This window comes from Candidatus Margulisiibacteriota bacterium (genome assembly GCA_028715625.1).
Classification (GTDB): domain Bacteria; phylum Margulisbacteria; class Riflemargulisbacteria; order GWF2-35-9; family GWF2-35-9; genus JAQURL01.
This window is the reverse complement of the sequence record JAQURL010000010.1, coordinates 1-24,571: the sequence shown is the minus strand read 5'-3', so window position 1 is coordinate 24,571 and position 24,571 is coordinate 1. Positions and strand designations below refer to the sequence as shown.

Below are 24,571 nucleotides of genomic sequence, written 5' to 3'. Positions count from 1 at the left end.
TCCCTCCTTTAATCAGTTATATTATAACTTGTCAGAAATTTCTTTATCTTTTTTCTCCCATTTTTTCTCTTCATCCATTTCTTTACCTTCGTTTTCTGCTCCTTTATTCCAGTTTAATATTCCGTAAATGACGCAGAGAAGAGCACTCAGTATCGTTAATAAGTAAGCCCAAAAAATAACCGGATCTTTTAATCCTAACATTTTTCCCTCCTTTTCTTCAAAAATTTATAGAGACAAAACTTCCTTTTCTGTCAAAATTTTTAACCCCTTCTTCTTCAATGTCTCTAATACGTCCCCGAGTTTGTCAAAGCGGAAAATTAGTATGGCGTTTTCATGTTTTTTTTCTACAAACGCATACATATATTCAATATTTATACTGGCGCTGTCCACAATTTTCAAAACTCCTGCCAGGCCACCGATCTTGTCAGGAACCTCCACTGCAACGACTTCAGTTATCTTGACTGTGAAATTATTGGTTTTAATAACTTTTACTGCTTCATCGGGCTTGTCCACTATCATCCTGAGAACGCCGAAGTCAGATGTTTCGGCTAATGACAAAGCACGGATATTGATTTTATTATCGCTTAATACTTTTGCTACGTCATGCAGGCGGCCGGTCTTGTTCTCAATAAATACGGAAATTTGTTTAATCTTCATACTTGTCTCCTCCCGGACTTAAATTTGTCTTTTATCTATGATACGCTTCGCCTTACCTTCGCTTCGCTGAATACTTTTCGGTTCGACAAGTTTTACCCTGGTATGTACTCCCAGGGCTGAATGCAGCTCATGTTCTATCTTTTTCTCAATTTTTTCCAGCTTTTTAATTTCATCAGAAAAAATTTTATCATTCATTTCTACATTTACTTCCAGATAATCCAGTTGGCTTTTTCTGTCTACAATCAATAAATAATGTGGTTCTATACCTTCTACTTTCAATAAAACCTGTTCTATTTGGGAAGGGAAGACGTTTACACCCCTGATAATAAGCATATCGTCGGTTCTGCCCAGCAGTCTGTGCATTTTTCTGGCTGTTCTGCCGCAAGAGCAGAGTTTGGGCATTAAATAAGTAATGTCCCTGGTGCGATAACGCAGAATAGGAGTACCTTCTTTGGTCAGTGTAGTTATAACTAACTCTCCTTTTTCGCCGTCTTTTAAGACTTCGCCCGTTGTCGGATTAATAATTTCCGGGTAAAAATGGTCTTCATAAATGTGCAGGCCATCTTGTTTGTCACATTCGGAAGCCACTCCCGGCCCGATAATTTCTGTAAGACCATAAATATCAATTGCCTTAAGATATAATTTGGCTTCAATTTCTTTACGCATACTTTCGCTCCATGGTTCAGCGCCGAAATAACCTACCTTCAAATTCATTTTTTTTAAGTCAAAACCTTCATCTTTGGCTACTTCAGCAAGGTACAGACAATATGACGGGGTGCAGGCCAGAGTTGTGGACTTGAAATCTTTCATTACAGTAAGCTGACGGACTGAATTGCCTCCGGAAATAGGAATAACCATGGCTCCGATCCGTCTGGCCCCATAATGCACGCCCAGCCCGCCGGTAAATAAGCCGTAACCATAAGCATTTTGTACAATGTCATTCTTTGTCACTCCACCCATACTTAGCGTTCTGGCCATGACTTCCGACCAGAGGTCTATATCATTTTGGGTATAAGCGTCCACAACAGGTTTCCCGGTTGTTCCTGATGAGGTATGGATTTCTACTATATTTTTTTTATCCATTGCCAGAAGTCCGAGCGGATATGTGTCACGCATATCATCTTTTGTGGTAAAAGGGAGCTTGGAAATGTCCTTAATGGATTTTATGTCTGACGGTTTAACTTTTAACTCATCCATCTTTTTTTTGTAAAAAGGAACGTTCTCATAAACTCTTTTTACTAAAGTTTGCAGACGTTTGGATTGAAGTTTTTTTAATTCGTCGCTGGGAAGTGTTTCGTCTTTTTTATTCCAGATCATAGATAAACTCTACATGGAAAATTGATAGATAAATGATGCCATGAATAAAAAAATCTGTCAACAATTCGTCAACCAGGTTATGTTTTCAGTTTTGTTCCTGTTTCAAAAGCCTGAAGGTTTAGTTCATAGGTTTCTTTGGGGACTTTGTCTTTAATAGCTGCTATCCACTGGCCTTTAGATAGGTTTAGAAAATTGGAAAGAAAACCGCAAAGAACAGTATTAAGGTATTTAGGGCTGCTAATTTTTTCTTTTAGTTCTTCAGGTTTTATAATATAGACATTCGGAAAACTTTTATTAATTGCTTGTTCAATTCCTTTTGGATATTCCTGAACATTAGCGGGTAAAATTTCATTCTTGAAGTAAATAATTTTGGTTTTTTTATTGGTATATTTAAGCCAGCGCAGAGTTTCCATTTCTTCCAGCGAAACAAGAATATCAGTTTGGCCTTCCGGTATAACAGGTGAATATATCTTCTCACCATAGCGGATATGGCTGAAAACCGAGCCGCCTCTCTGGCTCATTCCATGTATTTCATTTTTTTTGGCGTCATATCCGGCCTTAATTGCCGCCAGCGCGATAATGTCACTGGCCAGGATTATTCCCTGACCGCCAACTCCGACCATTAATAAATTTACGGGTTTATTCATTTACCTTTTTTCAGTTGTTTTATCCTCCTTGTTTTAAAAATTACGCATAAACCTTTTATCACCAGTAGTGACAATTTTTCAGAAGTCAGCAATTTGGTTATATTTTTCTCAATTTCATCTTCTTTATAAGCATTTACCTCGCGGATGTTGTCCTGGTCCAGTCCCATTGATTCCCCAAGTTTATGATAGTCAATCTGAATAGTGGGGTTGCCGCTGATTGTTTCCCCCGAGGAAGGGTTGGGTTGCATGCCTGTCATGGCAGTAGTGCCGTTATCCAGAACTATTATCAGCGAGTGCCTTCCATTATAAGCGGCGTTTAGCAGACCGGTTATACCGGAATGAGCAAAGGTAGAATCGCCGAGTACTGCAACCACGGTATTTTTTTTCTTGCGGTTGCTGGCTATTTCTATGCCCTGGGCCACTCCGATACTGGCTCCCATATCTATACATGTATCCATGGCACTAAACGGTGGCAATACTCCTAGTGTGTAGCAGCCGATATCACCTGATACGGTAAGTTTTAATTTTTTCAGAACATTAAATACCTGACGATGCGGGCATCCGGGGCAAAGAGCGGGTGGACGGTTAGGGATATCAATATTAATGGAGACAGGTGACGATTTATTTGTTGATAAAGATCCTCTTATAATGTCCGGATTTAATTCACCGGTAAGCGGAAATAATTTCTTCCCTTGCACATTAGTTATTCCCATAGCTTTAATGAGCGTTTCCAGAAACGGATCAAGGTCTTCAACGATTATAACTCTCTTCATAATCTTGCAGAATTTTTTAATTTTTTCAACGGGCAGGGGGTAAATCATACCCAGTTTCAGAATGGTAGCTTCAGGATAGATTTCCTTTAAATAATGGTAATTCACGCCAGAGGTGATGAATCCGGTTTTCTTATCATTTATTTCTGTTTGATTAATACTTAGTTCGTTACTTTCTTTTGCGATCAAAGCTAGTCTTTTTTCCACTTCCAGATGCCGCAATCTGGCAAACGCCGGGATCATTACATATTTTTTTATATTTCTTTCGAATCCCTGCGGTAGTGGCCTGTTTGTGGGCTTACTATGGCTTACTATGCTGTTTGTATGTGCCAGGCGTGTTACTGATCTGATGAAAACAGGGGTATCATATTTTTCACTGAGCTTGAATGCCAGTTTAGTAAATTCCTTGGCTTCCTGGGAATCTGCCGGTTCAAGCATGGGAATTTTAGCGGCAAGAGCATAATGTCTGTTATCCTGTTCATTTTGCGATGAATGCATGTCCGGATCATCGGCGGATACTATTACCAGTCCGCCTTTAATTCCGATATAGGAAAGAGTAAAAAGCGGATCGGCCGCCACATTTACCCCAACATGTTTCATGGTAACCAGTGTTCTTGCTCCAGCAAGTGAGGCGCCGATGGCCACTTCCAGTGCTACTTTTTCATTCACAGACCATTCACAATAAACATCCGGATAACGGACAAAGTTTTCCAGAATTTCTGTGGAAGGTGTACCAGGATAGCCGGTTCCCACGGTCGCTCCGGCTTCATAAGCGCCACGAGCTATTGCTTCATTGCCTGAAAGTAATTGTTTAGTAGTCATATAATGTTTATAAAATTTCGTAACCGTGATCGGCTAGTATGTTCTTGATTTCAGGATATTTGTCAGACTCAATGACCATGGCTATTTTGTCTTTTTGCTGCAGAGGGTAGCCATAGCAATCATCCAGATTAATGTTGCGGGCAGACAAGAATTTCAGTAATTTATGCAGTTCCCCAGGCTTGTCTTGCAAAACACTTACCAGAATATTACGTTTGGATACGGTAAAGTTTTCTTTTTTTAAGACTTTTAGACCTTTGTCCGTATCATCCACAATAATTTTTATAATACCGAATTCGCCCAGACTGGATACGGAAATAAATTTTATGTTAATATTGTTGTCAGCTAAAATCTGAGTAACCTTTTCCAGTTTGCCCGGTTTATTTTCTACAAAAACCATTAAATGATGTTTCATGATTCATCCTTTCCTGAGCTTCTGAGATCAAATACTCTTTGAGCTTTACCTTCTGAAGCAGGGATACTGCCGGGTTCAACCAGTTTTACCTTGGGTGTGACACCGCATTCGGTATGCAAGGCGTCATGGATATTGTTCCTAAGATCTTCCAGTTCGTATAAAGAACCCTTAAAAATTGATTCGTGCACCTCAATAAAAACATGGATCCTGTCCATGAATTTTTCTTTATGAATTTCAATTTTGTAATTATTACCGATGCCGGGAAATTTCATGATTGTACGTTCGATCTGAATGGGGAAAAGATTTACGCCGTTAATGATCATCATATCATCGGAACGGCCTTTGATCCTTTCAATCCTGCGGTGCGTACGTCCGCAGGCACATGGTTCGGCAATGATTCTGGTTAAATCTCTGGTCCTGTAGCGAATAAGCGGCATAGCTTCTCTGTCTAACGTTGTCAGCACAAGTTCTCCTTCTTCTCCATCCTTCAGAACTTTGCCGGTTTCCGGATCGATTATTTCCGGATAGAAACTGTCTTCCCAGATGTGCATATGTTGTTGTTCTTTACATTCAAAAGCTACACCGGGCCCGCACATTTCTGAAAGGCCGTAAGAATTATAGGCTTTAATACCCCATAAATCCTGAATTTGCTGGCGTAGCGCCTCGGAATGCGGTTCAGCGCCAACGAAGGCAATTTTTACGGCTAAATCTTTTTTAGGATTAATTTTTTCCTCCGCAAAAGATGAAGAAAGACGCAGCGCATAACTTGGTAAAATGTGTATGCAAACAGTATTAAAGGTTTTCATAAACCATATTTGTCTTTTGCTATTGCCCGGCCCTACAGGAATAGTTAGAGCGCCCAGCTTTTCCGCGCCATAATGAAATCCCAATCCTCCGGTAAACAAACCATGTCCCATTGTATTCTGAAAAACATCACCCGGTCTTACACCGGACATATACATGCACCTGGCTACCAGGTTGGCCCATTTATCTATATCTTTTTTACTATGAAAAACTACAGTCGGATTACCTGTGGTGCCTGAAGAAGAATGCAGCCTGACGCACTTTTGCAGGGGAACAGCAAGAAATCCATAAGGGAAATGTTTGCGCATATCTTCTTTGCCGGTAAAAGGGAACCGCTCAATATCTTTCAGGGATTTCAGAGAAGATATTTTACTTTTTTTTAAAATATCTTTATAGAAATGAGATTTTTTTGCCTGTCTGACTGTTGTGTTTAATCTGGAAAGTTGATGTTTCTTTAAGTCGGAACGACTCATTGTTTCAATTTCTTTTTCCCAGAATTGTGATGATTTTTTAGCCATAATTTTTTAATATTATTGAATAAAAAAGATTATTTGGATATAGTATAACATGAATAGTTCTCGAGGAAAAAGTTCTTCATGGAAAATACTTCTTTAGATGATATAGTAAAACAAAAAAGTTCGCAGTATGCAGACAAGATTGATGAGTTGCTGCAACAGGAAACTGTGCCTTCTTCTGCAGTGGAACAAATTCACAATATCCCCAGAGATACTATTATGGTGGTTGATGACGACAATTCCCAGCTTCTTTCAATACAGAAGATACTTAGTTCTGACTATAAGCTTGTTCTTTGTGACCGTGGACGTAAGGCAATTGAAACATATGAGCAGGAGCAGGAACATATTTTTACTATTCTGCTGGATATACGTCTGCCGGACATGGATGGATTTGAAGTATTTAAACAGTTGAAGGAAAAAAACCCCAATATACCTATTATATTTATTACCGGCTATCAGAGCACTTATGGTGATGGTTTTGAGATCTATAAAAAATACCGGCCACACGGCTATATTGTAAAAAATCATGAAAATGAAATGAATATGATCCGCGATACACTCGCAAACGCGGTTGACACATATAAGCGCATAATCGAACTGGAAAAATCGCGGACTGTTACTGTGCGTAATAAAATGATGGCCGGTCTTATGCATGATTTGAAAAATATGTTTACTCCAATTCTTATGATTCCCGACCTGATTATTACACTGGGTGAAATGCAGCAGACCGACAAGGTCAACGAATTAATAATGAATCTCAAAAATTCCGTGGATTTTTATGCCGCCAATCAGCAGATTTTGTTTAATTACGCAAAAGGTGAGAATATCCGTCTGAACTTGTCCGTATATAATATTAAAAAACTTTTCGAAGAATTTTTAAATATGGTACGCGTACAATTTGAAGATAAATTGGAAATTCTTACAGATTATAAATATGACGGTGATATTAAAACCGATAAAAATATTTTGTGTTGTCAGGTTTTATTAAACATAATTAAAAATGCCAAAGAAGCGTTTTATGGGTACGGTTCGGGCAAAGGGAAGGTTAATATCGAAGTTTTTAGATATGATCAGTACATAACCCAATACGGAGATCGGGCCAAATTTGATAATAGAAATAATGAGGACATAGTTCTGGTGCTAAGCGATAATGGACCGGGTATACCTAAAGAAGTAGAGGATAAGATGTTTGAGGCTTATATTTCTTATGGGAAAAAAGAAGGCACAGGGCTGGGTACCTGGATGATTAGGAACGGGATTGTTGACCTGCTCAAAGGAGAGGTCGTTCTTGTTAACAAAGTAGGAGAGGGTGTGTCCTATCACATCTGGTTGCCGCAGTCGGAAACACTGGTCTCTTTGAATTAAAGAAGCTTATATGATACTATAATGATACCGAAAAGGGGGGTAGAATATATAAAAACTACCCGCGAAGGAATAATATGCAACCTGTGAAGAAATCTAATATACCAACTGATGGAATAAAATATATCAAAGAATTTAAGGATACGGTTGACAGTCTGGATAAATATTTAAAGCAAACAAAAAAATCCTGTGATGCGTTTGATAAACAAAATCCACAACTGAAAATTAATAAAAAACTTACAGCACTAAAGGCTCATAAAGTATTTGAAAATATAGATTCATATAGTAAAAAATTGTATATTTTATCAAAAAAAAATACTGACAACGACATCTATGAACACAACAAGAAATATCTACAGGACAAGATTGTTAAGTATTTTATTTGTTCTCCGATAAATAAACATATGTTGGAAAAACCATTAGGATATCCTGGTGATTACCTTTTAACAAATATGATTTACGATCTGTGCGATCAGGAAATAAGTAATAGCAGTTTTGCCAACATCATACATAAATATGTATATCATTTGCCGATAATTCAATCCAATCTGGAGAGAAAACAATATCTTAAAGAAAAGATAAAGAGCATGGCTTTGAAAAAAAAGGGTACGCTCAAGGTCGCAAGTTTTGTTTGTGGTCCTGCCAATGAAATTACAGAATTGGTAAAAGAAGGATTAAAAATCTCATGTCAGTTCTATTTGATAGATTTTGAAAATAAAGCACTGGATTATATTAAAAAAGAGATTGCCAAAATAGAAAATTCCAAGAAAAAAAACATTAAAGTAACCTTGTTAAATTATGACCTGAAACATATTATACTAAATAAGATTGACCCTGAATTGCGGGATTTTGATTTAATATATTCTTTTGGTTTTTTTGATTATTTGAAGGACAATTTCAGTAAGAACATGATAAAGAATTTTATTCAACTTTTAAATAAAAGAGGTTCAGTTATTTTAATCAATGCAAATGATAATGAAAATGTTTTCCATAAGACCTATTATGAAATGCTTGGTGAATGGGTTTTTTACCATCGTTCCAGGGAAGAGATGCTTAGCTGGATACCTGATAATATTAAAAACGATTTCATAATTAAATTTGATAATATAAAACACGACGGGTATCATATAATGGTTCTTTCAAAAAAGTAGATATGCTAAATTTGTATAAATAATAATGTCATACATTGTCGCAGCTGTTTTGAATATATTTTTTTCCCTGACAATATTAAATAAGTCAAAGGATTTCCCTCTGAATATCCTCGTAGCTTTTATTGCGATATTTTCCGCTATTTGGTGCATGACCTGGTTTTTCTTTTTTACCCTGAGAGATATTTTATGGTTACAGCTGACTTATGTAGCGGGTTTTATACCTCCTATTTATGTTGCCATGTCTTTATTGCTTTTGAATAAGAACAAAAAGCAGGCTTTATGGACGCTTTTTTTACTGGCATTACCGCAGTTAATATTAATAGTTTTACCGTGGAATCTACTGGTCAAGGATATAATCAGTTATAACCCCGTTATATTTAATCCCGGCTCAGTTTTAGTGCCGCTTTACAGGTTATACTGGGGCGTATTGATCTGGGCCGGGATTATAATCAATTTTGAAATTATAAGAAGATCTAAGGAAGACAGGAAAAAAGTTGTTTATATCATTATCGGTTCACTAATATTTGCTATATTTTCCATGATCGCTACAGTTATTTTCCCTGTTATCCTGAAAGACTCTACTTTAACCAAATATCCTCCACTTGTTTCCACTATCTGGGTTGCGTTCCTTACATACGCCATAATCCGTCATAAATTCATGGACACTGAACTTATTATAAAACGAGGCACATATTTTCTTATGCTTTTTTTATTAATCATTTCACCATATTTCATATTGATAAATTTTTTAACGGATAAATTTCAGCATTTTTTTGGCACATATAAATTTATTATTGGTGCATTTTTATGGACAATTTTTATTCTTTTTTCCGATTTTATAAAAAAAATACTTATAAAAACCACTGATAAAATATTTTATAAAGCGGATTATAACTATAGTGAAGTATTAGCCGAAATGAATAAGAAAATGCAGGAGATTACAGATATCAAGGTCTTGATAAAAAGATTTCATGAAGATATTGAGCGTATATTAAAAACAGAATCTTTCGGAATATTCATGTTGAATAAACCCAAAACGAGTTTTATTTATCTGACCGCCAATAATATGGATATTGTTTTGCATAAAAAAATTGACAGAATATATGTAAAAAACATTGTCCATATCAAACCGGATCATTATATTATTCAAAGCCTTATTAAAGGTTACAAAAATACTCTTTCTTATGATGATTTAAAGGAAGAAAGTGCGGAAAAGAAAACTGAGGAAACAAGAGAATCGATCGAGTTAATGGAAAATATTCATTCAAAATTACTGGTTGCCAGCGTATATGACAATAATGTTTCAGGAATAATTTCTGTAGGAGAAAAAAAGAGTGGGGACAAGTTCAACGAAAAGGACATAAATCTATTATCCAACATCGTTCATCAGGGCGCGCTGGTTATGTCCAAAATATTCGAAATCGAAGATAAGATGCTGATAAAAGCTGAAAAAGAGGTAAATGAGCATCATCGTAAAGAGCTTGAGGATAAAAATATTCTTCTGGAAAGAGCTTTACATGAATTAAAAAGCATTCAAGAAAAACTTATTGAGGAAGAGCAAATGTCGGCTATGGGGCAGCTAGCAGGAGAGGTTGCGCATGATATGCGTAATCCTTTAAGCTCTATGAACCGTCTGATTGTTTATTTGTTGGAACAGGGTCATATAGATAATAATGAGAAAGTGCTGGTGGAAGTGTTCCAAAGATTAAAAAATACGCTTCCTGACGGTGATGAAAGAAATAAATTGCTTGATTATCTTAAATTTTTATTGTCCAACAACCTGGAAATTAAGGACACTCTGGGGGAGATACATAATATTAATAGTCGTTTAAGAGACATCGCCAATGATTTCCTGGAATATTCCAAGGTTTCCAAAGAAGTGCCTACAGAGAAAATTGAGGTTAAAGGTATACTACAAAAAAAGATCGATGCATATACCGGCGAATGCGCTGAACAGCAAATTATAATTATAAGTCATTTGGATTCTTCTAAAAAAGTTGTAATGTTTGAGCATCAAATTCTGAAGATATTCGGCAATTTATTTGATAATGCTATTAAAGCAATTCTGGAAAAGGAAGCTGCCGGCGATGGATTACGTGAAATCAGGGTTAATCTGTCTGAAGAATATGATGAACCCAGTAAAAATCAGATGCTAAGGTTGGAAATTATTGATTCAGGGATAGGAATCTCATCAGATGGTCTGCAAAAGATATTTAAGCCGTTTTATACCAACCGCAAGAATCTGCAGGGAACAGGACTGGGTCTGGCCATCGTAAAGAAGATTATTGATGAAGCAGGCGGTGGTATTCAAGTTACAAGCATCGAAGGCAAAGGCACGACATTTACAGTATATTTGCCTTGTTATGACTAATTAATCTGAATTCGACCAAATAATCCTTTTATTCGCCGCCTCCCTCTGTCACTTCCTTTCGACTAGGCTCAGGGCAAGCGTGGCATCTCTCAGGCTGTCCGAAAACAACAGAAGCACTTCACACAGCCTGAAAGAAAATTCCATTAATTCTTTCTTTATATATTACATTAAGTTTCGTATTAGACTACGTAATAGTCTACTTGAGGCTTTTCTCCGCTGGCGGAGAAGAGCTGGCCGAAGGCCTGAGAAGAGGCGGAATTATCGGATTCAGACTAATTAATCCACATATACACAAAAAAGAAAGATATCCACAAACTGAACAGGGGCTAACTTGTATGGCTTAAATTTCAATTCAAGGCAAACCAATAATACTAAATCATGTATTAATAGAACAAATCGTAATATAGGAGGACGTTTCAGTCAGAATAGGCGCTGTAGCCCTATTTATCGTTTATTAGGCTTGGTTATTGATATTTATGAAACGTCGCATAATATACATTATGTTAAATTAAGGTAATGTGTACTCTTCAAATTCCTTTAACAGGTAATCATTAGTCATTCCGGCAATGTGGTCTATAGCCATCCTCCCCGGATCAGTGAATTTTTGATATGGGATGGACTTGTACTTTAAAAATTTGGTAAATATCGTTGATTCGGTATTATTGTTTTTCAGATCATCAGTATACTTAATAAACAATGTTCGTATTATATTATCAATTTTACGTTGCAGTCCCGATTCCATGTCCGGATCAAAGCTCAAAATAAACTCTCTGGTTACTTTCAACGCGTTATAAATTTCAGGACTGAACTCCAGATGGTCCTTACCCTTACTGTTCTTGATAACATCAGTCAGGACATTCTGAATAATCCTGGAATTGATCAGGTCCAGCGGGATCTCTTCAATTTTTTCGTTTTTCCTTAATTTTATAAGATAACGTATGGTTTCTTCTTTGATATCTTGTCTGGTTATCCTGTTTATACGTATAGCATCAATAATATCTTTACCTATATAGGAAATCAAATCAGCTACCTTGGCTACAACACCTTCCAGGGTCATAGGTTCCGGATTGTCTAATACCCCTTTGATATAAAGCGAATTTTTGTATTGAGCCAGAAATTCCCCCATAGTTTTATCTTTTTTATAGGTCATTATCTGTTGAAAATTTTTTTTATTGTGGCACATTATGCCGTCCAGGGTCTGAAATGTCGGATTTATTCCCTCATTTTTGTTTTTAAGTTCGTTCAGAATTCTTACGCTTTGGGCCGGATGATTGAAGAATTTTATTCTTTTTTCGCGTAAAGTTGAATCATATACCTCAAACTCATCAAGAATTTTTTGGATTGCCCTTTCGCCTCCATGTCCAAATGGTGTATGCCCTATATCATGGCCGGCAATAATAGCTTCGATAAGCGCTATATTTAATTTTAGATGGGTGCCGATTATCCTGCCGATAAGGGCCGCGTCCGATACATGATCGGAGCGATAAGAAATGTAATCTTTGGGAATATCAGCGAGAGCGCTTAGAGACATGCTTTTTCCACGCAATTTGATATATGAGGAACTGAGGCGTATTCTAAACAGATCGTCCATAAAAGGATCTCCCAGCGACGGATACAGGCCTGGTCGCACTCGTTCCAGAGAATTGTTCACAAAAGAAGGTTCCTGCAGCAGTCGGTAGGCGCCAGCGCTGTCAAATGCATATGGGGAAAGAGGTTTGTCATAGGGCAATGCTAATATATTTTCATCACAGGCAATTATTTTCCTAAGCATAACCATCATTCCATAAGTTTTTCCGTTTTGAAAACTTCAATAAGTTTGGGATCTATATTGTCTCCTATATTATTTTCGCCTAATAAATCTATTATCAGTTTCCTTTGGAAATCGTTTAAATTTTTGATAACTTCATTTTGAATATGGGCGATTTGGAACCTGCGCAGATTTTTAAATATCAAATAATCGGATTTCAAAGCCCTGGCCAGTAAATATTGGAAGTTACCGGGCCCTAATTCACTTACCAGCGGTATATGATCGGTAACGGAAATTCCATATTTAGCCAGTTTGCGGGCTTTATCAGCGCTGTTGGAAATGATCCGGATGTTTTTTATTCCCAGTTTATATAGTATTTGGGCGGCTACTTCATAATGCCTTAAATCTTTGGAAAATCCAAGTCGTCTATCAGCTTCGATAGTGTCTAACCCTCTGTTTCGCTGAAGCCAGTAGGCTATCCCTTTTTTATACAGCCCTATTCCGCGTCCTTCCTGAGGTAGATAGATAAGTACTCCCTGATGTTCTCGCACAATTATTTCCAGAGCTTCATCTTTCTGAGGGCCGCACTCACACCAAAGCGAGTGAAAAACGTCACCTGTCAGACAGGCGCTATGGGGGCGGACAGGAATATTTTCTCCTTTAATAAATCTGCCTACCGCATCCAGGTTTTTTCCCAGATACACAGCCATGAATTCGTCATTGGTAATGGGATCCAGAAAAGTTCTCCAGAAAAAGGGACCGTATTTGGTATCCAGTGTGGAAACCGGTGACATTAGTATTGGAAACAAGATCGATGATCCGTGATTTGCTTTGTAATGATGGTGCCGTAGTACGAGTAATTCTTTCTTTATACTATTTTGCTGCGCAGTAATATCTTTTAGGCTGCTCAATAATTTTTTGATATTACCGGTCGTATTATCAGTTATTGCCAGTATTTTATTTTTAATCACAGATTTCCCCTTTTATAACCTATATAAATTATCGAATCTAATTAGATTTTTTCTCAACAAATAGCAGGTTCTAGGAAATATTATTAAACCAGAGCTCTGCGAGCTTCATTCAAATAACTGCCAAGTAATTCCTGATCTATTTCTTCCTGATTTGTTTGGGGATTAACTTTTCTAAGCAGGCTTTCAGCGTCGGTGCTGACATGAAGACCATTCTGCAAAGAATTAAATTGTTGGAGAATATTGCAGATATTATTCCCACCCAGTCCGCCGGCAATCACCAGATGTAAGTTCGGATAAAATTTTTGGATACTTTTTATGAGTTCAGCGGTATTTGAGTGTAAAGATGTACCTTTGCCACCACTGGCATCAAGCAACAAACCGTCTATCAACATTTCTTTATGACTGATAATCTGAAAAATATTGTCTTTTGATAACATACCGTTATTAATAGCGTAAATACACATTGCCCGAGGGAAATTTTTTGCCGCTAAGGATAAAATATCTGAATCTTCAGGCATATCGTTAATCTGTATGGCATTTATAAGTTCTGAAAAAGGTTCTAAATATTTAAAAGCTTCCTTATATCCTTGCTTCCCACTGAAATGTACTGCGGTTAATACCCCACCCCTTTTTAAAGTTGTTAAAACGTTTTCAGCCTCTATAAAATTGGAATATCTGGAAAGTTTAGGCATATTACTACCGGTTAGCAGAGGTTTGTTCTCCGCTGACTTATAAACCGCCAGACCTGCCAGGACAACATATCTGTCATATAGATATTGAGTTGATTGTGTATGCTTCTGAATTGTTCGAACACAACTATCAACATCATTTATGCTGATCGCGGAAATGCCGATATAGTTTTTCCCAGACCACCATACAGAGCTGAAAGCTATAATTTTTTTATTCATTTGATTTTTCTCTGTTACTGGCCACACCGAGAGCAGTATTCAAAAAACAGACAATAATTGGTATCAGCCATATCGCGCCATATTCCCAGAGCATTGACAGCAAAATATTGGCGTAGGTAAAGGTAACAAAAACATCTTTCGCCATATCACTTACTATTTTTTTTGTTATACCGGTACTGATTTGTTCTGCAGAAGAATGTTTATTAGCCCGGATTAACTTTAGCAACTGCGAAGGCAGTTTTAAAAAACTGTTATTAAATAAGAGAATGTCCCTGGTGTTTTTTTCCCATCGTGCCAGAAAAGGCTGAGCAGTAGTTTTACAGGCTTTTTCTAAAGCTACACAGATTAAGCCCCAGACCGGAGCGTATAAAAAGTAATAAAAATTGAATTTCATAAAGGTAGGTATGCAGGCTATTACATCCTTTATATAAGGGATCATATTTATTAACGGTGGTAAAAACAGAATATTCCAGAAAGCCAGGGTCCCTTTAACGGTGTTATAGGCGATTCGGCCTTTGCTCAAGCTGATATTTTCATCGTTATTGTTTAATGTCTGCGCGTACTTATCTGCAATCAAAAATGAACCTATGCCCTGCACTGCCAGAACACTTAAAATAGCTGAATGAGCTCCCAATTCCTGAATAAAGCCGTTCAGGCCGGGGGTTTCAAAAAAATGAGACTGAAAACAGCCTATTGTACCAAGTTGCAGTGCCGAACTGACCAGCGGCCAGCTGACCAGCGCCGTCTTGATCATGGTTTTGCTATTCAGATAGTTTGAACCCGTGACCTTGAATTCAGGAAAGTTACTATTCAAGGCAATGGTTTTAGTATACATATTATTTTAATGACTGGCGGAAAGCATTCATAAATTTGGCCAGACGGTTTTCATCTATGGCAAATTCCCAATAACCGAACTGTTTATGATAGGAACCGACAATAATGGCGTTGGCGAATTTTGTATACATGGCTATGTTATCATTATTAGCACCAGAGCCTGTTATTAAGGGAACGCTGATGCCTTTGCCCGGCACGCGCTGATTGGTTTTCTCATAAACTTTGTTCAGATGTTTTCTGGCCTGCTCCAGATCTTTTTCATTAACCGGCTGTCCTGTTTCCGAGCCGGTGATGATAATACCTTCCAGTTTGGTAAATTCCACCTGGTCCAGCCACAGCTGTAAATCCTGTAATTCCTGAGGGAAGGAAGTATGTTTTTTTAACAAGTCTACATACAGTTTCGGATAAATATTGGGTTTTTCCTGAAGTCCGTTGAACAGGTTGCGTATGTAATAAAATTTTGCCTGATTTCCGCTATTCGGCGTATCACCTTCCGGTCTGTGCCCGGTGAATAGTAAAGATTCGCCGCGAACATAAAACAGTTTGTGGCGTATAGCCAATTCCAGAGCAATGTTTTCCGCAAAACAAAGTATTTGTATTCCGGTCGGTACCGCGGGATATTCTTTTCGATAGGAGTTTATTAAAGTATGCATCAGCAATCTATCTTCAATCAGCACATTATTTCTGAATTGATATGGCGCCGCGATGTTTTCAAATTGCATGATGTTGACGCCATGCTTTAAGTAGGCTGCGGCTTCCATCAGCATTCTGTCTTCCAGCCATTTGTAAAAACTAAGTTTTTGTATCCTGTATTCCAGTCTCTCCAGCTTTTTGAAAGCCAGAATACCGTTAAAATCCTGATCAAAAGTCTGGAAATCCACATCTGACGGAGATTTTTCATTTAATAATTCATTATAGATTGAGCGGATATTTTGAACTGTTTTCCAGTCATTAGCAGTCATACCTGGAATGCCCAGATGATTTAACCAGTCCGGTTGGCCTTGAAAAATGATGTTCGTGGGCATATTCAACATACCTATTATTTGTGTCGGTGTATCGTGCCTGAAATTTCCTCCTTCTGGTATTGGCACCTGATTTATCGCTATGGTTTTTTTATGCATTTTAATCTCCTTTTGGATTTATTTGATGGCCTAATATCTCTTTTTTCGCTGTTAAATTTGCCAAGGTAAAGCGATTGGCTTCTATTTCTATATGTTCAGTCTGCACAATAAAACCATTTTTTTGCAGACTATCTTTTTTTAAAGGATTATTTGATAAGGATTTTAGTTTTATTCCCGGCATTATACCTAGGAATTTCAAAATCGCCGAAACCCCGCCGTACGTTCTGGCATCAAGGCTGGGCGGGTTCAATAATGATGTGGCTTCCAGATTATTAATATGTAGATTATCTTCAAGAAACAAGGAGGCTAATTTATATTTTTCGCCTACTCCTCTGCCATCCTGATTGGGGATATGGATAATTACACCTTCACCGTGGGTGGCGATTGTTTCCATTGATTTTTGCAGTTGTTGACCGCAGTCGCAGTGCAGGTCGTGAAAAAGTTGGCCTGATTTACATCCGGAATCTATACGCAGCATAATTTCCACGGGGTTATAAAAGACAGGTTTTAATTTTCCCGATAACTGATTATCTTTTGTTTTTACCAGAACACTATAATCCTGCCATAAATCATTAACCATGAAAGTAAATTGCCAGAATTCCCCAAAAGGGGTTTGGATTTTACCCAGTGCAGTTCTGGTTACCAGTTGTTCCACTTGTTTATCGTGATGAATTACTGAGATTAATTCACCTTCCTGACGCATCATGATTTTCGCCTCTTCCACCCTTTCATCTATTTGTTCGTCCGACAGTCCAATACGCTGTTTGATTTGTTGTTTAATAACGTCTACATTTAGATTTTCAGTATGTCCGTTTAATCCGTCACTTAGCCTTTCTACTTTATAACCATTATCTATAAGTTCCTGTTCTTTATGTATATTGCTTGATATCAGCTGCAGGCTGGAGCCGGATTTTATTCCGAAAAAATTCAGTATGGCAGACACTCCGCTATATGTTCTGTTATCATTCAAATTGGGATATAAAAGTCGCATTGCTTGGCGTGTACTAACTCCCAGGTCAGCTTGCAGGGTAAGAGCCGGTAGCTTCAAAGTTTCTTTCAATCCCAGGCCATCATGAGCCGGTATATGGATTAGTATCCCTTCACCATGGTTTTTAATACGGGCCATGGCTTCCATCAAATAAAAAGGGTGTTCCTGCAGAAAGCTTTGGTAAAGCTGAGTGGTCCTGGAGCCCGGAATAATCCTCAATAGAGTTTTAGCATAATTTAATACCGGCATATTATCATCATTCAAATGATTAGCTTTTACCAGAACATTATACCTGCCCCAATTGTCATTGATTTTAAAAGTATAATACCAGAAGTCACCGTACAAAGTATTTAAAGGTCCAAGACCTGTCTGTAATACTGTAAAATCCTTAAGATTACCACGGTGTTTTACCCTAATATCTTTTACCTTGGGAGCAATCATTCTACATGCTTTTTGTACTATTTCTCTTATCTGACTGATACTATTTTGCCGGTTATCGCGTTGAGCAATGGCCTGGATGATACTTTCGGTATCTAAAATTGAAGTGTCTGGTAATTTTTGGGCAATTAGTTTGTACATAGGTATACTCATAAATTCATCGTTTTCCAATTCATTTTATTTCATCGAAGTTTTCGATCTAACATAATTTACTGTCCAGCCTTCATTTTTGGGAGCTGCAAGCATCAGCAGTATCAGCCATTGCGACAGGGAAATTGCGTCATAATCCGGAGCAGTCTTAAAATCGTAATGCCCTTTGGTATCATGGATAAAGCCATCTATTCCAAGTACAAAATTGATGCTTTGTTTTTTCCAGTTGTATACAGGGGTTTTAAACTGCAGATCTTTTAATGTCCTGATGTCATCGTAGTAACATCTTTCCAGGATTATTCCTTTGTCTTTGATAATTTTAAGGATAGCTTTTTGCCGTTCTTTTATATAATCCTTAACTCCAAATCGGTCATGCAAAACCGTGGCATGAGCTATTCTGGTCAAACAGTTAAGGTTTTCAATGTATGACTTAAAGTAATCCAGCATGGAGATAATGATCCGTTCGGGATTTGTTATAAAGTCCTGCAGATATTTTTCATTATAATTTTTCATGTCGCCAAGATGAGTAACAATCTGCAGGCCGCTATCTGCTGCCCGGTTCAAAGCTTCAAAAAGCTTCCAGCCATATTCTGTTCTTTGATTATTTTGCCACTCCCAGTCCATAATTTCTCCGCCGCAGATATCAATTCCATATAGATAATCATCAAGCTGAGAACCTTTATGTTTTTGTTTTATATCTACCAGCTGATCAATAATATCCAGAAAATGCTGCGGGTTTTCGCGGGCATATTTGCGGCGATTCAAACTGGCCAGGAATTTATATTCAGGTTTCAGGCCGGTTTCATTGTATTGATGTTCTGAAAAGTCCTGAGCTGTTAACTGCAGTTTATGCAAAAAAGGATGCATATTTATCAGACGAGATTTATGACTTTTGCCGTTAAATTTTTTGTATGGATTTATACGACTTTGTGCCCACAGGTTATTGTCTTCCTGCATCTGCTTTAAAACATACTTATAGGCAGCAATAAATTGATCTGTATTTTGTATCCAGTCGTCATTATTATGCAGCCTGGAGGTACGGTAATTGTATTTTAACACTGGCCTTGCGCCTGTTTGTTTCATAACAAACTCTCCGTCAATAAGATCACTGATATGTACGTGATAATTTTTTTTCGGCCAGTTTCTGACCACAAGGACCAACGCCTTGAAGGCAAGGTTATGTCTGAGATTAACTACAGGTTTTTTTGATAAGTCCTGAAGCAGCTCTGTAACACAGGGGGATTTGACCTTTTTCAAAATTTCTACAATTTCTCTGTCAGGGTCCTTGTTTATTTCTTTTTCGATGGCAAACGCTATTCTTTGTATGGTATTTAAAGACTGTAAGTCAAGCGGAACAATAATAGAGTTATGCAGCTCATACATCAGGGAATTGGATAAATATTCCATCCTGAAAAAGGGATTGGGACCATGCTGCTGGGCTATGATTTTTTGTTTGACCATAATTTTTCTTCAGTAATATATCGAAAAAAATTACTCGGGAAATTAACTAATTTTTAAAAGAATTTGTTTGTGGTATAATTTTTCACATGGCAGACAATCATACCTTTGATATAGAATCTTGCGCAGATTTAAGTGAAATTGATAATGCTGTTAATATGGCCATGAAAGAAATTTCCACCAGGTTTGATTTTAAGGGCAGTATCAGCAAGGTCGTCAGGGCAGACAAAAAGATAGAACTTCTGGCAGATGATGATATGAAGCTGAAGAATGTAAAAGATATCCTGGAAAACAAACTTACCAGGCGTAATATCAGTTTAAGATTTCTGGATTATCAAAAAGAAGAACACGCGCTTGGCGGCAATGTTAAGCAGGAAGTGCTTATCAAGCAAGGGCTGAGCAAGGAAAAAGCCAAGGAAATCACAACTTTTATTAAAGAATCAAAACTTAAGGTAAATACTCAGATCATGGATGACAAAGTCAGGGTATCGTCACCTAAAATCGATACGCTGCAAGAAACCATGGGGCTTTTGAAAAATAAAGACCTTGGCATTGTACTGCAATTTAAAAACTTCAGATAAGTACCAGGAAAAATGGTTGAATATTTTGCGCAATTTTTTATTATTATTTTCGATAATATTTTGACTTAGCTGAAATTGTTTGTTTTAACTGGAGCTTAGGGTTGAAATTATTCATAGTAGCCCTAATGATTTTCGGTTAAAATAGACGTGATATAAAAAGATGGAGGAGTTAGAGAATGCCGATAAAAAACAAAATAATATCAGACGATAAAAGACCTGTACTGCTCATGATCAATGACGGGATGGGATTACGCAAAGAAAAGGAAGGTAATGCCATTGCTACTGCTTTTGCCCCTACCCTTTACTCATTATTTCAAAATTATCCTCATGCCCAACTTACAGCATCCAGCCGCAGCGTGGGACTGCCCAAAGGTATAATGGGCAACTCTGAAGTAGGGCATCTGAATATAGGTGCCGGACGTATTGTTTATCAGGATATTGTTCGTATAGATGAATCCGTTGAAAACGGCAGTTTTTTTTCCAATGAGGCTATAACAGCAGCAATGGACCACTGCCAGGTAAATAATTCATCTTTACATGTGATGGGGCTGATTTCCGACGGTAAAGTTCACAGTAGTCTGGACCATTTATATGCAATTCTGGAACTGGCCAAAAAGAAAAAGTTGGGAAATGTTTACGTTCACGCATTTATGGATGGTCGTGATACACCGCCTGACAGCGGATTAAGCTATCTGAAACAGGTAATGGAAAAGATGAAAGAGATCGGTATAGGTGAAGTTGCGACTGTTTCCGGCAGGTATTACTCTATGGACCGTGATAAACGCTGGGACAGAGTGGAAAAATCATATAATATGCTGGTGGCTGGAGACGCGCCGGTTGCAGTTGATCCTTTGCAGGCAGTTGAAGATTCTTATAAGGACCAGAAAACCGATGAATTTATTAATCCTGTTATTATCAACAAGAACGGAATAATCAAAGATAATGACGCAGTTATATTCTTTAATTATCGCGCAGACCGTGCCCGGGAAATGTCCGAAGCAATAAATGTGGAGGATTTTGCCGGTTTTCAACGCAAAAAGGTTTTAAATAATATATTTTATACCACTATGACCCAGTATGACCTTAAATTTGATTTTGCCCATGTAGCCTTTGGGCCTCAATCTTTGAACAATATTTTGGGAGAAGTTGTTTCCAGGGCCGGATTAAACCAGCTGAGGATTGCTGAAACAGAAAAATATGCTCATGTAACTTTTTTCTTTAATGGCGGAGTAGAAGCGGCATTTCCCAATGAGGACCGAATACTTATACCCTCACCCAAGGAAGTGGCTACTTATGATTTGAAACCGGAAATGTCTGCGAATGAGGTTACTGAAAAATTGTTAGAAGCCATAGAGAGCGGCAAGTATGACCTGATTATTCTGAATTTCGCCAATTGTGACATGGTCGGTCATACCGGTTTTATGAAAGCTGCCATTAAAGCCGTGGAAACAGTTGATTATAATATGAGCCTGATAATTCCCAAAATTCTGGAACATGACGGAATTGTGCTGGTTACAGCCGACCATGGCAATGCCGAACAAATGACCGGACCGGATGGAAAACCGATGACTGCTCATACAACCGGCCCGGTGCCGATTATTCTGGTAAGCAAAAGAACCGAATTACAAAAAGGCAGGATCCGGTTGGAAGACGGAATACTTGCGGATATTTCTCCTACAATTCTGCAGTTGCTGGATTTACCTCAACCACCTGAAATGACTGGTAAATCTTTAATTAAACCGTTAAACTAGAAGGTGTATGCGATACAGGTTTATTAAGGAAGCTAAAGAAGCAGTTAAATCACTTGGGATAGTTTTCGGTGATATCGGTACCAGCCCTATATATACCATAACAGTAATTTTTTTAACGCTAAAACCAACCGCTTATAACATCAACGGTGTTTTGTCACTGATAGTTTGGACAATGATAACACTGGTTACAATCGAATATTCCTGGCTGGCTATGAGTCTGGGCCACAAAGGGGAAGGCGGTACAATTGTATTACGTGAAATACTTGTACCTTTGCTAAAATCAGGCAGAAACATTGCCTTTGTAACCTTCATCACCTTTTTGGGAATTTCATTACTAATAGGAGACGGTGTAATAACTCCGGCTATAAGTATTTTGAGCGCGGTTGAGGGAATTTTACTCATACCCGGGCTTGAAAATACCGGGCAATGGATAATTATGCTTATAGCTATTTTTATCACTTTCGGGCTTTTTACATTTCAGAAAAGAGGTACAAGTCATGTAGCCAAATATTTCGGACCGGTAATGGTCGTCTGGTTCATATCATTATTTTTGATTGGCCTTACCGGTATTTTAATAGATTATTCTGTTTTAAAAGCCATTAACCCTTATTATGCTTTTAATTTTTTGTTTCATAATGGTCTTACAAGTTTTATTGTTTTGTCAGAGGTAATTCTTTGTGCAACCGGCGGTGAAGCTCTCTACGCCGATATGGGACATCTGGGCAGAAAACCAATTCTTAAAGCCTGGAGCATAGTTTTCGTTGTGCTTATAACCAGTTATATGGGACAGGGAGCGTTTCTTTTGCATAATACTGGCGCTCATAATATCTTGTTTGATATGGTTCTGTTCTTTATTCCTGTTTTGTATGTACCTTTTTTACTTTTAAGCATTATAGCTACAATCATAGCTTCTCAGGCTATGATCAGCGGAATGTTTTCCATTGTTTATCAAGGCATTATGACCAGGATTATACCTATGTTTAAAATAGACTATACATCAACGGAACTGCGTTCGCAGGTCTATATAGGATTTGTAAACTGGTTTTTATTTATAGCGGTTGTATTCGCTATATTATTATTTAAGGAGTCAAAATATCTTGCTGGAGCCTACGGTTTGGCAGTTACCGGAACAATGACCTTTACCGGTTTTATGATGACCTGGATATTCTGGCGCCGAAATAATTATTTAAAAACGGTATTATCAGCTTTGATATTTTTCGTAGACATTTTATATCTTGTTGCCAACTTATATAAATTACCACATGGCGGTTTCTGGTCGCTGGTTATAGCATCGTTACCGTTTTTATTAATACTTTTATATACCCGGGGTCAGCGACAATTATATAAAAATATGCATCCTATGAAAATATCTCAGTTTTTACTTAAATATGAAGAATTATATAAGAAGTCACACAAAATCAAGGGTACTGCTCTTTTCTTTTCCATGAATCAGAGAAGAATTTCGCCTTATATTATCAATACAATGTTCATAAATAATATTATATATGAGGACAACATTTTTGTATCGATAACCAAGATGGACCAACCCAACGGGCTCAAGGGAACATTTCAGGACAAAATGGCTGACGGGCTTAGAGTCTTTGAGGTTCAGGCCGGCTATATGGAAATTATTGATATAGAAAAAGTTTTAAAAAGCGCAGGTATATATGAAAAGGTTATTTTTTATGGTCTTGAACATATAGTAACACAAAACCTTATCTGGAAACTGTTCGCGCTGGTAAAACGCATAGTACCTACTTTTGATGAGTTTTATTCATTGCCTGCTGATAAGTCTCACGGTGTAATAAACCGTGTGGTTATGTAATTATTCCATTACAGTGTGTTCGGGTTTTTTATGAATTTGTACTGTTCTGTTTGGCAGCAGGAACGCAGGAAGTATACAAATAGCTATAACAAAGGTTGTAATAAAAAAAGTATCCTGAAATCCGGAAACAGCCGCTGATTGATAAATATGTTTTGAAAAAATTGTTTTTGAGGCTAACATGGACTGATACTGGTTGTATCCTAACGAATGAACATGTGCAGCTATGTTTTTCATAGCACCGGTCAATGCCGGAGAATTCAGATTCATATCATTACCAATAACATTCAAGTGAAAGGCCAGTCGATTATTCAATATAGTAGAAAGAGCTGCTATACCTACTGCACCCCCGATTTGTTGTATGATATTTAGCATAGCTGAGGCCATACTGGTTTTATTCTTGGGTACTGAATTCACAGCCAGAACCATAATCGGTGCCATTAAAAAGCTCATCCCGACCCCTCTTACAAGTGTGGGTAATATAATGTCCCAGGCGCTCATACTGACGTTGATATTGCGGTACATATACATAAAGATTACCAGACAGATCAGCCCGAATATGGACATTAGTTTGGGACTGGATTTGTCGCTCAGTCTGCCGACTATGGGTAGCATCATGGCTACTACCAACGACCCCGGAAGCAATATTAATCCGCTCTGGATTTCATCCAGGCCCATCAATTGTTGCAGAAATAACGGCAGCAAAAAAATGCCTCCGAACAATACTACAGATCGAATAGCCGAAATAACCATGCAAATGGAGAAATTGCGATAGCGAAACAGGTCCAGATCAAAAACTTTATTTTCTACCAGACTTTCTACCCATAAAAAAAGGATGAAACTTACTACTGATAGTATGGCACAGGTTACAATATACGTGGAGGTCCACCCTTCCTGTTCCCCTTTGGAAACGCCGAGCAGGAAAGATATCAGAAAAATGGAAAGAAAAATGAAACCCCAGAGATCAAAAGGTT

The 24,571-nt window shown here is 37.7% G+C and carries 21 protein-coding genes; 6 read left to right on the top strand and 15 right to left on the bottom strand.

Annotated features, from left to right (window positions below):
* Positions 1 to 21: 21 nt before the first annotated feature.
* The 7 genes from PHV30_02715 to PHV30_02685 form a co-directional block, all read right to left on the bottom strand.
* Positions 22 to 201: a hypothetical protein gene (locus tag PHV30_02715; GenBank protein ID MDD5455929.1), complete on the bottom strand. Its 180-nt coding sequence runs from the start codon at positions 199 to 201 to the stop codon at positions 22 to 24.
* Between the two features lie 24 nt (positions 202 to 225).
* Entirely contained in the window at positions 226 to 657 is a 432-nt protein-coding gene (locus tag PHV30_02710; protein ID MDD5455928.1) for an ACT domain-containing protein, read from the bottom strand.
* An 18-nt stretch (positions 658 to 675) separates the two neighbouring features.
* On the bottom strand, positions 676 to 1,974 hold the full coding sequence (locus tag PHV30_02705; protein MDD5455927.1) for a phenylacetate--CoA ligase: 1,299 nt from the start codon (positions 1,972 to 1,974) through the stop codon (positions 676 to 678).
* 77 nt (positions 1,975 to 2,051) lie between these two features.
* Complete coding sequence (locus PHV30_02700) at positions 2,052 to 2,621, bottom strand: indolepyruvate oxidoreductase subunit beta (protein MDD5455926.1); 570 nt, start codon at positions 2,619 to 2,621, stop codon at positions 2,052 to 2,054.
* Positions 2,618 to 4,213: a thiamine pyrophosphate-dependent enzyme gene (locus PHV30_02695; protein ID MDD5455925.1), complete on the bottom strand. Its 1,596-nt coding sequence runs from the start codon at positions 4,211 to 4,213 to the stop codon at positions 2,618 to 2,620. Before PHV30_02695 ends, PHV30_02700 begins: the two co-directional genes overlap by 4 nt.
* Before the next feature lie 7 nt (positions 4,214 to 4,220).
* Complete coding sequence (locus tag PHV30_02690) at positions 4,221 to 4,625, bottom strand: ACT domain-containing protein (protein ID MDD5455924.1); 405 nt, start codon at positions 4,623 to 4,625, stop codon at positions 4,221 to 4,223.
* The gene (locus PHV30_02685) at positions 4,622 to 5,947 is read right to left on the bottom strand and encodes a phenylacetate--CoA ligase (GenBank protein ID MDD5455923.1); all 1,326 of its coding nucleotides are present in this window, start codon (positions 5,945 to 5,947) and stop codon (positions 4,622 to 4,624) included. The genes PHV30_02690 and PHV30_02685 overlap by 4 nt, the downstream gene beginning before the upstream one ends.
* Before the next feature lie 78 nt (positions 5,948 to 6,025).
* On the opposite strand from PHV30_02685, the gene PHV30_02680 reads away from it, so the two are divergent.
* From PHV30_02680 to PHV30_02670, 3 genes are all read left to right on the top strand, one after another.
* Positions 6,026 to 7,309, top strand: coding sequence for a response regulator (locus PHV30_02680; GenBank protein MDD5455922.1), 1,284 nt, complete (start codon positions 6,026 to 6,028; stop codon positions 7,307 to 7,309).
* Positions 7,310 to 7,383: 74 nt separating this feature from the next.
* Positions 7,384 to 8,457 (top strand): class I SAM-dependent methyltransferase, encoded by a 1,074-nt coding sequence (locus PHV30_02675; protein MDD5455921.1) that lies wholly within the window; start codon positions 7,384 to 7,386, stop codon positions 8,455 to 8,457.
* Between the two features lie 25 nt (positions 8,458 to 8,482).
* Positions 8,483 to 10,828 (top strand): ATP-binding protein, encoded by a 2,346-nt coding sequence (locus PHV30_02670; protein MDD5455920.1) that lies wholly within the window; start codon positions 8,483 to 8,485, stop codon positions 10,826 to 10,828.
* Between the two features lie 508 nt (positions 10,829 to 11,336).
* Here PHV30_02670 and PHV30_02665 read toward each other — a convergent pair.
* The 7 genes from PHV30_02665 to PHV30_02635 form a co-directional block, all read right to left on the bottom strand.
* A complete protein-coding gene (locus PHV30_02665) occupies positions 11,337 to 12,599 on the bottom strand; it encodes an HD domain-containing protein (protein MDD5455919.1) in 1,263 nt (420 codons plus the stop codon).
* Between the two features lie 5 nt (positions 12,600 to 12,604).
* On the bottom strand, positions 12,605 to 13,546 hold the full coding sequence (locus PHV30_02660) for a GTP cyclohydrolase II (GenBank protein MDD5455918.1): 942 nt from the start codon (positions 13,544 to 13,546) through the stop codon (positions 12,605 to 12,607).
* An 83-nt stretch (positions 13,547 to 13,629) separates the two neighbouring features.
* Positions 13,630 to 14,454 (bottom strand): hypothetical protein, encoded by an 825-nt coding sequence (locus PHV30_02655; GenBank protein MDD5455917.1) that lies wholly within the window; start codon positions 14,452 to 14,454, stop codon positions 13,630 to 13,632.
* The gene (locus PHV30_02650; protein ID MDD5455916.1) at positions 14,447 to 15,289 is read right to left on the bottom strand and encodes a hypothetical protein; all 843 of its coding nucleotides are present in this window, start codon (positions 15,287 to 15,289) and stop codon (positions 14,447 to 14,449) included. Before PHV30_02650 ends, PHV30_02655 begins: the two co-directional genes overlap by 8 nt.
* A gap of 1 nt (position 15,290) precedes the next feature.
* On the bottom strand, positions 15,291 to 16,409 hold the full coding sequence (locus PHV30_02645; protein MDD5455915.1) for a BtpA/SgcQ family protein: 1,119 nt from the start codon (positions 16,407 to 16,409) through the stop codon (positions 15,291 to 15,293).
* A 1-nt stretch (position 16,410) separates the two neighbouring features.
* The gene (locus tag PHV30_02640; GenBank protein ID MDD5455914.1) at positions 16,411 to 17,988 is read right to left on the bottom strand and encodes a hypothetical protein; all 1,578 of its coding nucleotides are present in this window, start codon (positions 17,986 to 17,988) and stop codon (positions 16,411 to 16,413) included.
* 24 nt (positions 17,989 to 18,012) lie between these two features.
* A complete protein-coding gene (locus PHV30_02635) occupies positions 18,013 to 19,446 on the bottom strand; it encodes a hypothetical protein (GenBank protein ID MDD5455913.1) in 1,434 nt (477 codons plus the stop codon).
* Positions 19,447 to 19,532: 86 nt separating this feature from the next.
* Between PHV30_02635 and PHV30_02630 the strand changes: the two genes are divergently transcribed.
* From PHV30_02630 to PHV30_02620, 3 genes are all read left to right on the top strand, one after another.
* Entirely contained in the window at positions 19,533 to 20,024 is a 492-nt protein-coding gene (locus PHV30_02630; GenBank protein MDD5455912.1) for a YajQ family cyclic di-GMP-binding protein, read from the top strand.
* A 176-nt stretch (positions 20,025 to 20,200) separates the two neighbouring features.
* Positions 20,201 to 21,775, top strand: coding sequence for a 2,3-bisphosphoglycerate-independent phosphoglycerate mutase (gene gpmI / locus PHV30_02625; GenBank protein MDD5455911.1), 1,575 nt, complete (start codon positions 20,201 to 20,203; stop codon positions 21,773 to 21,775).
* 7 nt (positions 21,776 to 21,782) lie between these two features.
* On the top strand, positions 21,783 to 23,600 hold the full coding sequence (locus tag PHV30_02620; protein ID MDD5455910.1) for a KUP/HAK/KT family potassium transporter: 1,818 nt from the start codon (positions 21,783 to 21,785) through the stop codon (positions 23,598 to 23,600).
* Here PHV30_02620 and PHV30_02615 read toward each other — a convergent pair.
* Positions 23,601 to 24,571 (bottom strand): MFS transporter (locus PHV30_02615; protein ID MDD5455909.1); only part of this gene is annotated, 971 nt, incomplete at its 5' end.